10 protein-coding genes and 1 pseudogene are annotated in these 12,897 nt (G+C 47.4%); 9 read left to right on the top strand and 2 right to left on the bottom strand.

Going from position 1 to position 12,897, the window contains the following annotated elements:
• Nucleotides 1-347 (bottom strand): annotated as a pseudogene (locus QUA02_RS27030) (photosystem II D2 protein (photosystem q(a) protein)); the annotation flags it as partial.
• A 202-nt stretch (nt 348-549) separates the two neighbouring features.
• Here QUA02_RS27030 and QUA02_RS27025 point away from each other — a divergent pair.
• The 7 genes from QUA02_RS27025 (at nt 550) to QUA02_RS26995 (ending at nt 9,021) form a co-directional block, all read left to right on the top strand.
• Nucleotides 550-1,116: a photosystem I assembly protein Ycf4 gene (locus QUA02_RS27025; protein ID WP_333032366.1), complete on the top strand. Its 567-nt coding sequence runs from the start codon at nt 550-552 to the stop codon at nt 1,114-1,116.
• A 170-nt stretch (nt 1,117-1,286) separates the two neighbouring features.
• Complete coding sequence (locus QUA02_RS27020; RefSeq protein ID WP_333111790.1) at nt 1,287-2,078, top strand: peptidylprolyl isomerase; 792 nt, start codon at nt 1,287-1,289, stop codon at nt 2,076-2,078.
• A 147-nt stretch (nt 2,079-2,225) separates the two neighbouring features.
• The gene (locus QUA02_RS27015; protein WP_333032362.1) at nt 2,226-3,539 is read left to right on the top strand and encodes a beta-ketoacyl synthase N-terminal-like domain-containing protein; all 1,314 of its coding nucleotides are present in this window, start codon (nt 2,226-2,228) and stop codon (nt 3,537-3,539) included.
• A gap of 341 nt (nt 3,540-3,880) precedes the next feature.
• Nucleotides 3,881-4,990 (top strand): ATP-binding protein, encoded by a 1,110-nt coding sequence (locus QUA02_RS27010; RefSeq protein ID WP_333032359.1) that lies wholly within the window; start codon nt 3,881-3,883, stop codon nt 4,988-4,990.
• A 183-nt stretch (nt 4,991-5,173) separates the two neighbouring features.
• A complete protein-coding gene (gene mutL, locus QUA02_RS27005) occupies nt 5,174-7,051 on the top strand; it encodes a DNA mismatch repair endonuclease MutL (RefSeq protein WP_333032357.1) in 1,878 nt (625 codons plus the stop codon).
• A gap of 168 nt (nt 7,052-7,219) precedes the next feature.
• Nucleotides 7,220-8,044, top strand: coding sequence for a SirB1 family protein (locus QUA02_RS27000; protein ID WP_333032356.1), 825 nt, complete (start codon nt 7,220-7,222; stop codon nt 8,042-8,044).
• A 293-nt stretch (nt 8,045-8,337) separates the two neighbouring features.
• Nucleotides 8,338-9,021: an alpha/beta hydrolase gene (locus QUA02_RS26995; RefSeq protein WP_333032352.1), complete on the top strand. Its 684-nt coding sequence runs from the start codon at nt 8,338-8,340 to the stop codon at nt 9,019-9,021.
• Nucleotides 9,022-9,191: 170 nt separating this feature from the next.
• On the opposite strand, the gene QUA02_RS26990 is transcribed toward QUA02_RS26995, so the two are convergent.
• Nucleotides 9,192-9,650 (bottom strand): SRPBCC family protein, encoded by a 459-nt coding sequence (locus tag QUA02_RS26990; protein ID WP_333032351.1) that lies wholly within the window; start codon nt 9,648-9,650, stop codon nt 9,192-9,194.
• Nucleotides 9,651-9,727: 77 nt separating this feature from the next.
• Here QUA02_RS26990 and QUA02_RS26985 point away from each other — a divergent pair, with 77 nt between their 5' ends.
• Together QUA02_RS26985 and QUA02_RS26980 are read left to right on the top strand one after the other, a co-directional pair.
• Nucleotides 9,728-11,437 (top strand): mechanosensitive ion channel, encoded by a 1,710-nt coding sequence (locus QUA02_RS26985; RefSeq protein ID WP_333032350.1) that lies wholly within the window; start codon nt 9,728-9,730, stop codon nt 11,435-11,437.
• A gap of 472 nt (nt 11,438-11,909) precedes the next feature.
• A complete protein-coding gene (locus tag QUA02_RS26980) occupies nt 11,910-12,776 on the top strand; it encodes a Uma2 family endonuclease (protein WP_333032348.1) in 867 nt (288 codons plus the stop codon).
• The last annotated feature ends 121 nt before the right edge of the window (nt 12,777-12,897 follow it).

Below are 12,897 nucleotides of genomic sequence, written 5' to 3'. Positions count from 1 at the left end.
AGGGCGACAAATGTCCACAGCCCGCCGAGTTGGAACCAGCGGGTGAAGTCCCACTGTGCTTCGGGGCCCCACAGGAATAGGAGGGAGTGTCCGAGGCTGTTGGCTGGGGTGGAAACTGCTACGGTGAGGAAGTTGGCTCCTTCGAGGTAGGAGCTTGCCAAACCGTGGGTGTACCAGGATGTGACGAAGGTGGTGCCGGTTAGCCAGCCACCGATGGCTAGGTAGGCGCAGGGGAATAGCAGGATGCCAGACCAGCCTACGAAGACGAAGCGATCGCGTTTGAGCCAGTCGTCGAGTACATCAAAGATGCCTCTTTCGGTCTGGGCGCGTCCGACTGCGATTGTCATTGCGGTAAAATCCTTTTGCTTGTTAAAAGACCAAGGTTTCTAATTAAAGTTAACATAACTATATATTAGAAGTTCATAATCTTTCAACATAATTAGCAGAAGTTGATACACAATGCCATCGGTCGATCGCGATCTCGTCAGTGAAACGTGACGCTCGGTGGGCTACTTGAATTAAGATTTGGCTTTAAGGCTGTTTACTTTTATGACTGCAAAAACAACGACCTCGATCGATTCTGTCCTGCGCTACCCGGTTTTGGGCTCCCGCCGCTTCAGCAATTACTGGTGGGCGACGGTTGTCAGCATTGGAGGGACTGGTTTCCTGCTGTCGGGCATTTCCAGCTACTTGCACGTCAACCTGCTGCCTTTTGCTGACCCGACTCAGCTCATTTTCATCCCCCAAGGCATCGCGATGGGTTTCTACGGCGTCTGCGGCGTGCTGTTGGCGCTTTACCTGTGGCTGACTGTGCTCTGGGATGTCGGCGGCGGTTACAACGAGTTCGATCGGAAAACTGGTAACATTCGGATCTTTCGCTGGGGTTTTCCCGGCAAAAACCGCAAAGTTGATTTTAATTGCAAGACATCGGAGGTGCAATCTGTACGGGTAGACATTAAAGAAGGTCTCAATCCCCGCCGCAGTATTTATCTTAAGCTCAAAGACCGCCGTCAGTTTCCCCTGACTAGAGTCGGACAGCCGATTGCTTTGTCTGAAGTGGAAAATCAAGCGGCCGAATTGGCTCGATTTTTGCAAGTTCCCCTAGAAGGACTTTAGGGATTTTTGATTTTCGATTGGTAATGTCTCGTAGGGTGCGCCGAGGCGCACCAAATCGATAAATATTGGGTGAGCACGAAGCGGTGCAAATTATCCCTGGTAAATCGATAAATCTAGGGTGCGCAATGCGCACCTTACATCATTGAATGAAAGTGAAAGTGAAAATACAAATGCAAATGCAAATAAAAATTCAGCGGTGGTTGTTCTCACTTTTAATAATTGGTGCGCTTTTTGTCGGGGGATGCGGTAGTTCCCCTGCTGCAAACTCGACTCCGACACCGAATCCGGCGTCGGGTGAAAGCATTTCTTTGTCTCCGTCTCCGTCTCCGTCTCCTGCTGTTGTGGCGGCGAGTTCGCAATTTAGCAATTTGGCGCGCTTGCAAGGAAAAGCAACGGTGGTGATGACGGTTAAAGGTGCTCCGATTACGATCGAACTCGACGGCACAAATGCGCCAATTACTGCGGGCAATTTTGTCGATTTGGTTCAGAAGGGAGTCTACGACGGGCTGGTATTTCACCGAGTCGTGCGGGAACCTCAGCCTTTTGTAGTTCAGGGCGGCGACCCCCAGGGTAAAGACCCTAAATTCCCTACGGCGCGACTGGGAACTGGCGGTTTTATTGACCCGAAAACTTCGGCAGAACGCAGGATTCCTCTGGAAATTAAAGCTAAAGGTGCTGCCAATCCGACTTACAGCGCGACGCTACAAGAAGCTGGGGTTAAGGAGAAACCCGTGTTGGTGCACAGTCGCGGGGCTGTGGCTATGGCTCGATCGCAGAGTCCTGATTCGGCTTCTTCTCAGTTTTACTTTACTTTGACCGATGTGCCGTTTTTGGACGGCAGCTATGCGGTTTTTGGCTATGTGAAGCAAGGCATGGATGTTGTTGATAAGATCGAGCAGGGCGATCGGATTGATAAGGCTACTGTTACTCAGGGTTTGGAAAATTTTAAGGCTGTTAGTTAGTAGTCAGTTGGCAGTTGGCAGTTGGCAGTTGGCAGTTGGCAGTTGGCAGTTGGCAGTTGGCAGTTGGCAGTTGGCAGTTGGCAGTAGTGATTAGACAAACAACTACCTTCTACTTTCTAGTTTTTGCCAAAAGCAAGCCTTTTACTTATGGATGTTGTTGTTACCGGAATTGGTCTTGTTTCGGCTTTAGGTACTCTGGAAAGTAGCTGGAAAAGGCTTTTGGCTGGGGATTCTGGGATTGAGCGACATCAACCTTTTCTAGAACTAGAACGGCGACCTTTGGCTTTAATTGGCACAAAACCTGCTGATTTAATTACTTTAATTCGGCAGGTTTTGGCAGATGCTTTGCAAGATGCTAATTTGACTTTGCCTTTGCCTGAGTGCGGGATTGCGATCGGTTCTAGCCGCGGTTTCCAGGCGAATTTGGAACAATTGGCGAGGGAAGGAAGAGGGAAGAAGGAAGAAGGAAGTTCGGCAACGGATTCTGTAACGGATGTAACGGATGGAAGGAAGACCGAAGTTGGAAGACCGAAGTTGGAAGAAGGAAGAGGGGAGAAGGAAGAGGAAAGAGAATTCTCACTTACCGATTCCCAATTCCCTATGCCCCATGCCCTATGCCCCATGCCCCATGCCCTATGCCCAATTCCCGATTCTCAATTCGTGAATTTTTTGCCTCACATGGGGGCGATCGCGGCGGCGAGGGCCATTGGTTCGACGGGGCCGGTACTGGCGCCGATGGCTGCTTGCGCGACGGGTATTTGGTCGATCGCCCGTGCTGTTGATTTAATCCGTACCGGTGAGTGTCAGCGGGCGATCGCAGGCGCTGTGGAAGCGCCAATTACACCGCTGACTGTGGCTGGATTTAACCGGATGGGTGCTTTGGCAAACGCTGGGTGCTATCCTTTTGACGAAAATCGGGAAGGCTTTGTGCTCGGTGAAGGCGGGGCTTTATTTGTATTAGAATCCGCCCAGTTGGCAAGGCGTCGCGGCGCTAAAATCTACGGTCGAATTTCCGGTTTTGGCTTGACAAATGATGCTTGCCATGCTAACGCGCCGGATCTGGGTGGGAAAAGTGCGATCGCGGCGGTAAATCAATGTTTGAAACGAAGCAATTTAGCAGCGGTTGATATAGATTTTATTCACGCTCACGGTACTGCAACTGAGTTAAATGACCGACACGAAGCACTGTTAATTGAGAAGTTGTTTCACCGGGGAGTTGCTGTTAGTTCGACTAAGGGGGCTACGGGTCATACTTTGGGAGCTTCGGGAGCTTTGGGCGCGGCTTTTTGTTTGATGAGTATTAAACATCGGATGTTGCCGCCTTGCGCGGGAATGAAAAAACCGGGGTTTGAATTAGATTTTGTTCGCTGTGCGCGATCGGCTGTGGTGAGAAATGCGGTTTGTTTGAGTTTTGGCTTTGGCGGGCAGAATGCTGCGATCGTTTTATCTGGCGAGTGTTAATTTTTGCAAACTCGGTCGATCGGCATTTAAATTACACGATCTCTCTACAGTTAAAATCTTCTGAGGCGGCCCGGAGAACCCGCCCGCAGATCCACGAATATAAATCTGAAAAATTATACAATATTTATGTATTTTAGTCAATTAACTGAGAATTTTGGTGAGATTACTGCTGCTGCTATGCTAGTCCGGCTCTGCATCCCGACCCAAATCCTTGCGTCCAAGCCTGGGATGTCAGAAAATAGAGACAGATTAAAGCAGCATTGTATTTTATTAACGCACCGATACCGATCGGCGAAAATAGAAGAAAGAAACTGTTTCAAATAAGTCTCAGGTATTTTAACATGGATCTGGCATCTCATCGATTTATGTCTTATTTTGAACCAGAGCAAACTGCTCACCTTTGCCAAATAGCGCTTGTGGAGACTTTTGCTGAGGAAACGCTGGTTTTTGAAGAAGGAGAAACGGCGGATTTTTTATATCTAGTTTTAGAAGGTAAAGTCGAGTTTAGCAAGCGGATTGAAAACCATAAATATCAAACTGTTGCTGTAGCTAAGCCTGACGATTATTTTGGCGAACTCGGAGTTTTAGACGGAGAGCCTCGCAGTGCTAGAGCTGTGGCAGTTAGCGGATCGACTTTGGCAAAAATAGGTCGGGAAGAACTAATCGCAACTCTCCAGTTTGCTAAAGGCAGTGCGGTACTGAAAATGTTTAGTTTCATTACTAAAAATTTGCGGGATACCACGGATCAATATGTTAGCCAGTTCGTACACCGACAAAAAATGGTATTGGTAGGAGAAATGGTGAGTACAATTATTCACGATTTTAAAAATCCTTTTACGGGAATTAAACTCTCCAGCGAAATGCTCAAAGAAATGCACCCGGATGAGGAAACTCAGGAGTGGTGCGAACTTATTCAATTGCAGGTTCAGCGAATGTTGGGGATGGCTGAAGAAGTATTAGAATTTTCGCGCGGCAATTCTGTATTACATAAAAAACCAGTTAATCTAATCCAGACGTTGCAGCAGTTTGAAAGGTTGAACAGAGTTTATTTTGAGGCGGCAAAAGTAGATTTGGTCTTACGGGTGACAGAAGTGATAGTGGAAGCAGACGAAAATAAAATTTTGCGGGTTTTGCAAAATTTAGTTGGGAATGCTGCTGAAGCTTTTGGGGGGCGCGGGGGGCGAGTAGAGATTATTGTGACACAAAGTGAGGAGTGGGCAGAAATTAGCATTTACGATAACGGCCCGGGCATTCCGCAGGCAATTAAGGAAAATTTATTTGAACCTTTTGTGACTTATGGCAAGCGGACGGGTACTGGGTTGGGAACGGCGATTGTTAAGTCAATCGTTGATGCTCACAAAGGGGAAATTACTTATGAGTCGGAGGACGAAAAAGGGACAACTTTTTACATCCGCTTGCCGAAAATTATGGCTTTAGCAGATCGAGTTTAAGTAGGTAGGCAGATATATACTTAGGGGTTTCTCACGCTTGCCTCAGAAACTTGATTTATGAGTAGATATCTTGTTACAAAACAATATTTCTCTAAGAAACCGGGTTTAAGAGCGTAAGTCCTAATACTGTGTAGCGAGTTGCAGAATCAAGTAGAATTGAATTAACGAACCGCTAAAAATCTGATGCCAGTTACTATTCAAACCTTACCCGCAGAAGTTATCGATTTAATTGCCGCAGGCGAAGTGATTGACTCGATCGCCGCTGCGGTACGAGAATTAGTAGAAAATTCTCTGGATGCTGGCGCAACTCGCATCGTTGTTTCTGTCTGGCCCGAACAGTGGCGGGTGCAAGTTGCAGATAATGGTACGGGAATGGATCTGGAAAATTTGCAGCAGGCGGCTTCGCCTCACAGTACGAGCAAAATTACCACTGAAGCTGACCTTTACAAAATTGCTACTTTGGGATTTCGCGGGGAAGCTTTGCACAGTTTGGCTCAGTTGGGCTGTTTGGAGGTTTTGAGCCGGCCGAATGATTTGGGATTGGGTGATTTTTGGGAAAATCGAGAGTCTGCGCAAACCCCCGCCAGCTCATCCTTTAACCCGGGGGGAATTGAAAATGCTCGCGATGGCTGGCGGGTGGTTTACAATAACGCTGGCGTTGCTGTGGAGGTGGAAACAGCGGCGATCGCTCCGGGTACGGTAGTCACTGTTGCTAATTTGTTTGGGAATTGGCCTGTGCGCCGCACTTTTTTGACTGCGACACAGCAAATGCGATCGATACAATCAATCATTCAGCAAATTGCTATTTGTCACCCGCAGGTTAATTGGCAGTTGCGTCAAGGAAATATCCCTTGTTTGCACGTAACTCCTGGTAGCACAGCGGAACAACTTTTACCTCAATTCGTGCGCGGTGTGCGATCGAGCGATTTGCAGTATTTAAAGCTAGATTTGTCGGCGAGTCCTCAAAATCAGAAAGCAGCAAATTTTTGGGTAGAACCTCAACTTGTTGGAGCTACAAGCAAGCACAATTACCAATTACCTGTTGCCAGTTCCCAATTCCCGATGCCCAATTCCCAGTGTTTGGAGTTAGTAATTGGTTTGCCCGATCGCTGTCACCGCTCTCGGCCGGATTGGGTGAAGGTGGGGGTAAACCGGCGAGTTGTACGATCGCCCGAATTAGAGCAAACTATTCTCAGCGCCTTTGCCCGCACTTGTCCGCGCGATCGCTATCCCGTATGTTTTGTTCACCTGCAAATCTCCCCCTCGGAAATTGATTGGAACCGCCACCCGGCTAAGGTGGAAATTTATCTGCACGATCCGAGTTTTTGGCAAGCACAAGTTAGCGCGGCAATTGCTCGCGCTTTGCACCTAAATGATGAGGTTTTGCCTGCTGCCCCAATTCCCGAGCGAGTGGGACAATTGCTGAAGGCATCGGAACAAAAAAGTGCTTACAGTGTCGGGATTTCGGTTAGGCCGAATGAGGACGGCGGCGAACAGGAAAAAGCTAATAAAATAGGATTGATGGAATTGAAGGCGATCGCTCAAGTTCACAATACTTACATTGTTGCGGAACATTCCAGCGGAATGTGGTTAGTCGAACAGCACATCGCTCACGAGCGCGTTTTGTACGAGCAATTGTGCGCGGCTTGGCAGCTAAAATCTCTCGAAAAACCAGTGATTCTCAGTCAATTATCGGCGCTGCAAATTGAGAATTTATCGCGCTTGGGTTTGGAAGTAGAAACTTTTGGGGAACAGCTATGGGCGGCGCGGGAAGTTCCTGAATTGTTAGCTCTTCGAGATGACTGTGCGGATGCGCTTTTTGAACTCAGTAAAGTCGCAGATTTGCAAGCGGCTCAAGTTGCTACTGCTTGCCGCAGCGCTATGCGAAACGGCACTCCATTGAGTCTTTCCCAAATGCAAAATTTGTTGAATGAATGGCAGCAAACTCGCAATCCGCGCACTTGTCCTCACGGCCGCCCGATATATTTTGCTTTGGAGGAATCGACTTTGGCTCGCATTTTTCGCCGCAGTTGGGTGATTGGCAAAAGTCACGGGATTTGATAGCTTAAAGTTAAGCTGTAAGGTGCTCGTTACATACAGGACTATTTTTTTTGAACCGCAGAGGGCGCAGAGAACGCAGAGAGGAAGAGAAGAGAGATGTTTTTAATATTTTTTTGGGCAACAGGATATTCGTATAAAATGTCAATTAAAATCAAATAAATCATAAATATGGATTTTCCAAGAGCGCGACAACTCTTTTATCGAGAAATTAATCAGCCGGATGGCTCGATCGATCTGGCGAAAGCGGCCCTTTACATGGCTTTGGAAGAATACCCAAATCTGGAGCCGGAGGAGTATCTCAACGCTCTGGATACGATCGCAGATGAAGTGCGATCGCGCTTGCCGGCACAGAATTATCCGCTGCGGATTATTCAAACTATTAACCGCTATTTATACGATGATTTGCAGTTTGCGGGCAACGATGTTGATTATTACGACCCCCGCAATAGCTTTTTGAATCAAGTGATCGATCGCCGTACTGGTATTCCGATCTCTTTGTCTTTGGTTTATTTGGAGGTTGCTAAGCGGATTGATTTTCCGATGGTGGGAATTGGGATGCCGGGACATTTTTTAATTAGACCTGATTTTGAAGATGCTGGCATTTTTGTTGATGCGTTTAACGGCGGCGAGATACTATTTCCTGAAGATTGTCAAGGGAGACTTTCTCAAATTTACGGTCAACCTATGGAGTTGCAGCAGGCTTTTCTCGCCCCGGTAAGTCGCCGGCAGTTGTTGGGGCGAATGCTGGGAAATCTGAAGGCGATTTATTTGCAGCAGCGTGATGCTTTGAGGGTGCTGGGCGCGATCGAACGGATTTTGCTGCTGTTTCCCGAGGCGCTGGGGGAACGCCGCGATCGCGGAATTCTCTACTATCAACTGGGGCGCTTGGCCGAGGCGCGCCACGACTTGGAACTATACCTGAGAAATGCTCCGAATGCTCCTGATGCTGCTAGAATTCGCCAATTGCTCGAAAGGCTCGATCGGGATATGTGAGCTTAAATTAGGTATCGATCGCACACTATAAGATGTGAAAGCGACACTCAATAAATTGCTGCCCGACGGCAAAATGTCGCTTTTATAAGTTTTGCAAAGCTATAAGAATTTATCGCGCGTATTATCCTAACATATAAGCGAGCAATTGACACCTGTCAAAATATCGGTTAAATTTGCTTGACATGACTGTAAAATCATAGGTCATTTACGGAACTCATGAGTCCACTTTCCCGACTGATACCCGCAGAGACGATCGATCGAAAAAGTATTTTGACGTAAAGAGGCACAAACCCATGAACTTTCAGTTTCAACAAGGTTATCTCAACGCAATGCAACCGCTGTCAGCCCATTTAACCAAAAGAATGTCAAAGTCTTTATCATTAGGTTTGGCGCTTTTGCTGGGAACAAGTGCAGTATTGCTGAGCAGTGGCCAAGCTTTTGCATTAGACAATGTTACCGTAAAATACGGTGCTGTGGACGTAACATTACCGATGAGCGACTTGCAAAGCTTTGCACAAACTGGCAAAGCTTCATCTCAACTGCAAAGCGTTCTGAGTCTTGCGAAACAAACTCCCGAGTCGGTGCGCGAAATATTGACGCGAGAAGTGCCTTTAGATTCCCAATTAGTAGCGCGGCTGGCAACTACTTATTTTGGGGAAATTGTTTTCAAACAATTGGGCGAGGTTGCTTATGCGCCGACTGCTAGGCTGCAAAGCGTTCCCGCACTGCGCGATGCTTTAGTCGCAGCTTCCCAAGATGGCAAAATATCGCTGATTGAAGTGATGCAAAATTACAGCCCTGCGGCCTTAGAAGTTGACGGCAATCAAGCGATGGTTATCTACGAACGAGTGATTAAAGATGTGCAAGATGTGCAAGCTTTGTATCAGAATTCCCCGGCTTTGCAAAATACGGCAAACCAAGCCGTGAATTCGGCGAGACAAATGATTTGTCAGCCAAATTCATCGAATATGAAGTAATTGGGAATTGGGAATTGGGCATAGGGCATAGGGCATAGGGCATAGGGCATAGGGCATAGGGCATAGGGCATAGGGCATTGGTGTTTTTTTTTCCTATTAGCTCTTAGTTTTCATCTATTACCAATTACCAATGCCCCATTCCCGATGCCCGATTCCCGATGCCCGATTCCCTAGCCAATGCTTTGAGATAATTTCTCGGCTACCCGTTTGAGTCGTCGGAGTTGGTCTTTCATATCTTTCTGCGTCCAAGGGGCTGCAAAGCGATTGAAACCAAATCTAATTAAAGGATTGGGAATTTGAAATTCAAAGCGGTTAATCAAGAGAGTTCCTTGGATTTGGGGCTGGCATTCCCAGCGATCGCATCCTTTGAAAAATCCGTCAAACCCCCAAACAATTAAACCGGGCTGTCGCTCCAACACCACACTCTCTAAAGTGGGTTGCAAAACGGGAATTTTTATGATAAATAAGCTGCGACTTCCTACAGCAGTATCCCATTCGCCCTCGGGATCGCAGCGCAGCAGGGGATTGAGCCACTTGTGCATCAAAGTGCGATCGACTATACAGCGCTCCACCAGAGTAGCAGCAGCGCGAATTTCAATGGATTGCTCGAAAACTTGACGAATTGACATGAGAACCTGCAAGCTAGAAGCGTATTCTTACAGTTTCTTATTTTCCTTGTCAAATCTGACGTTAACCTCAAAAAACAATGAATGAAACTTGGCAAGAAATAACTCAAGCGACATCGGGCCCACTAGCTGCTTTGTCCGATGGCTTACGCCCCGCTACGCTACGACTTTTGGCACAGGCCCCGCCCCCGCCGAATCCGCTGACAGATGCCGAACGCGGATTTAACAATTTTGTTCAGAGTTCAAACATTGAAAATCTCATCTGGGCGATCGGTATCCTGCTAATTGGATTGATAGTAGCAGCCCTCGTCTCATCTGTAGTCGGGGGATTGCTCAAGAAGACTACGATCGACAACCGGCTGGCTGCTTGGATTACCGGCCGCCCGGAAGGAACAGGAGCACCGCAAGTGGAAAAATGGATTTCCGCAGCGGTGTTTTGGATCATTTTTATCTTTTTTCTAGTTGCGTTTTTCAACCGGCTGAATCTAACGGCTGTCTCGCAACCGCTCAATACTTTTCTCAATCAAATAGCTAATTTCTTGCCGAAGTTAGCCGGCGCGCTAATTTGGTTGGGGATTGCTTGGGTGTTGGCGACTGTCGCCAAATTGGCGGTATCGCGGGTGATGCGGACTTTTAGCGTGGACGAGCGCTTGAATCAGGAGGTGGGCACTGCGCCCAGCGAGCGCCCTTTGCTGCTGAGCGATACTGTGGCGAATGCGCTGTACTGGTTCATTTTTCTGCTGTTTTTGCCGCTGATCCTGGAAGCGCTGCAATTGCAGCAGGCTCTGCTGCCGGTTAATAATTTGCTCAACCAAATTCTGGCGGCAATTCCGAAAATTCTGGAAGCTGTGCTGATTGGGTTTGTGGGCTGGCTACTGGCTATGGTGGTGCGGCGGATTGTCACGAATCTGCTGGCTGCTGCTGGGACGGACAGTTTGGGCGCTCGGTTTGGAATTTCGCGGACTTCGGGTGGACAATCGCTGTCGTGGATTGTCGGGACGATCGTCTATGTTTTGATTTTGATTCCAACGGCGATCGCGGCTCTCAACGCTTTGGACATTCAGGCGATTTCGCAGCCGGCAGTCGCGATGCTCAACGACATTTTGAGCGCGGTTCCCAAAATCTTTACAGCAGCGCTAATTCTGGCGGTTGCTTACATTTTGGGGCGTTGGGTAGGCGATTTGGTGACAAATATCCTGACGGGAATTGGCTTTAACAATGTCTTTTCTTGGTTGGGAGTGCAGCCGAAGCAGCCGCTGAGGGTAATGTCGCCGCCGGTGCGCCCGCTCGATCCGGACGCAACGCTACTTCAGCCGGGACCGGAAGTTCCAGCCCGCACGCCTTCTGAGTTTGTGGGGATTGTGGTGCAGGTGGGCATCCTCCTGTTTGCTGTGGTGGCTGCTACCGACGTGCTGCGGATTCCGGCACTGACGGCGATTGTTAGCGGTATTGTCTTGGTTGCAGGGCGGGTGCTGTCGGGTTTGATCGTATTTGCGATCGGGCTGTATTTGGCGAATCTGGCGTTTAATTTGATTGCCAGTTCTGGAACTCGTCAAGCGCGGCTGTTGGGCCAAACGGCTCGGATTGCGATTATTGCCTTTGTTTCGGCCTTGGCGCTGCAACAGATGGGCATTGGCAGCGATATTGTGAATTTGGCTTTCGGGCTGCTGCTGGGGGCGATCGCAGTTGGCATTGCTCTAGCTTTTGGTTTGGGCGGGCGCGAGATTGCGGCCGACCAAATTCGCGAATGGTTAGCGTCGTTTAAACAAGATAAAACGCCGCGTTTGTAACTCTCTAAAATGGCGTTTGTACTTGACAAACGCCTTTTTTAGTCATTAGTCATTAGTCATTAGTCATTAGTCATTAGTCATTAGTCATTAGTCATTAGTCATTAGTCATTAGTCATTAGTTATTTGCTCGCAATACCCAATATTTGATATAGTTTCCGCGCTTCATCGGAATCAGAATTTTTCGAGTAGCAGTGCGAGCGTCCCGTTCGCTATAAGTAGCGCTCGCGAGCGGGACGCTCGCACTGTATAGCAATCCTAAATCATTTGTGAAGTTCTTACTCCCTCCCCTTACTAAGGGGAGGGTTGGGGTGGGGTAAAAAATTTACGACTCATTTAGGATTGCTATATCATTCCGATGTAACCCGATTTGATATGATATAGCAACCCCTAACACTGTTAGGACGTTCTCAATCATCGTTTTTTTAGATCGCCTGCTAAAATAAAAATAATCAGAATTGAGGAGGCTTAAACTGTGACAGTTTTAACTTCTATCGAACAATCAGAAATTGAATATCCCAGCAGCGACGGAGAGCCGATGGCGGAAAGCGATATAACTTGCGGTTACATGGTTTACGGTCGCGGAGCTCTGAGGTTGCATTTTAAAGATCGATCGGATGTCTACGTATCAGCAAATTCTTTCATTTATTACCAAGAAGGCAACAACCAAGCTGTTGTCTCTCCCGATATATACGTAGTATTTGGAGTATCAAACAAGGAAAGAAAAAACTATAAAGTCTGGAGAGAGAACGGGATAGCCCCGCAGTTTGTCCTAGAAGTAACATCGGAAACAACGCAAGATAAAGACCAATTAATCAAACCAGAGATTTACAAAGAACTGGGAGTGACAGAATACTTTCAGTACGATCCATCCGGGGATTATCTCAATCCAATTTTACAGGGAGCGCGCTTGGTAAATGGCGAATACGAGCCTATTTTCGCTAACAATATCTCCTTCGATACGCTGTGGATGTACAGCGAAGTATTGGAATTGGAATTGCACCTAATTTCAGGAGTATTTAGGTTTAGAAATCCTGAGACAGGAGAGTTTCTGAAAACTATCGAGGAAGAGCAACAAGGGCGACTGGCAGCCGAAGCAGCTTTTCAACAATCCGAACAAGCGCGGTTGGAAGCAGAAGCAGCTTTTCAACAATCCGAACAAGCGCGGTTGGAAGCAGAAGCAGCTTTTCAACAATCCGAACAAGCGCGGTTGGCAACCGAGTTAAGCTTCCGCGCGGCTATTTCTCAATTGTTAAATTCAGGAATGAATTTAGCGCAAGTCGCACAACTGATGAATTTACCAATATCGGAGGTACAGCGATTAATAGGAGAAAATGAATAGATTGCTTTAATAATTATTTTAGGGTAGGTGTTCCACCTGCCTTTTTTTGTTTAACGAGCGATCTACTGCTATATTAAAAATAACCAGAATGGAAAATATTAAAAAATGAGCTATTTAACTT

Source organism: Microcoleus pseudofavosus SVA1_A4 (assembly GCF_036700565.1).
Classification (GTDB): Bacteria; Cyanobacteriota; Cyanobacteriia; order Cyanobacteriales; family Microcoleaceae; genus Microcoleus.
Note: the sequence above shows the minus strand (reverse complement) of the source record. Positions and strands in the feature narration are given on the sequence as shown.

What these genes read in the sequence shown, in the direction of transcription:
- QUA02_RS27015 (WP_333032362.1), top strand. Translation starts at nt 2,226, where the DNA reads ATGGATGTTGTTGTTACCGGAATTGGTCTTGTTTCGGCTTTAGGTACT.
- QUA02_RS27025 (WP_333032366.1), top strand. Translation starts at nt 550, where the DNA reads ATGACTGCAAAAACAACGACCTCGATCGATTCTGTCCTGCGCTACCCG.
- QUA02_RS27010 (WP_333032359.1), top strand. Translation starts at nt 3,881, where the DNA reads ATGGATCTGGCATCTCATCGATTTATGTCTTATTTTGAACCAGAGCAA.
- QUA02_RS27000 (WP_333032356.1), top strand. Translation starts at nt 7,220, where the DNA reads ATGGATTTTCCAAGAGCGCGACAACTCTTTTATCGAGAAATTAATCAG.
- QUA02_RS26990 (WP_333032351.1), bottom strand. Translation starts at nt 9,650, where the DNA reads ATGTCAATTCGTCAAGTTTTCGAGCAATCCATTGAAATTCGCGCTGCT.
- QUA02_RS27020 (WP_333111790.1), top strand. Translation starts at nt 1,287, where the DNA reads ATGCAAATGCAAATAAAAATTCAGCGGTGGTTGTTCTCACTTTTAATA.
- QUA02_RS26995 (WP_333032352.1), top strand. Translation starts at nt 8,338, where the DNA reads ATGAACTTTCAGTTTCAACAAGGTTATCTCAACGCAATGCAACCGCTG.
- mutL (WP_333032357.1), top strand. Translation starts at nt 5,174, where the DNA reads ATGCCAGTTACTATTCAAACCTTACCCGCAGAAGTTATCGATTTAATT.
- QUA02_RS26985 (WP_333032350.1), top strand. Translation starts at nt 9,728, where the DNA reads ATGAATGAAACTTGGCAAGAAATAACTCAAGCGACATCGGGCCCACTA.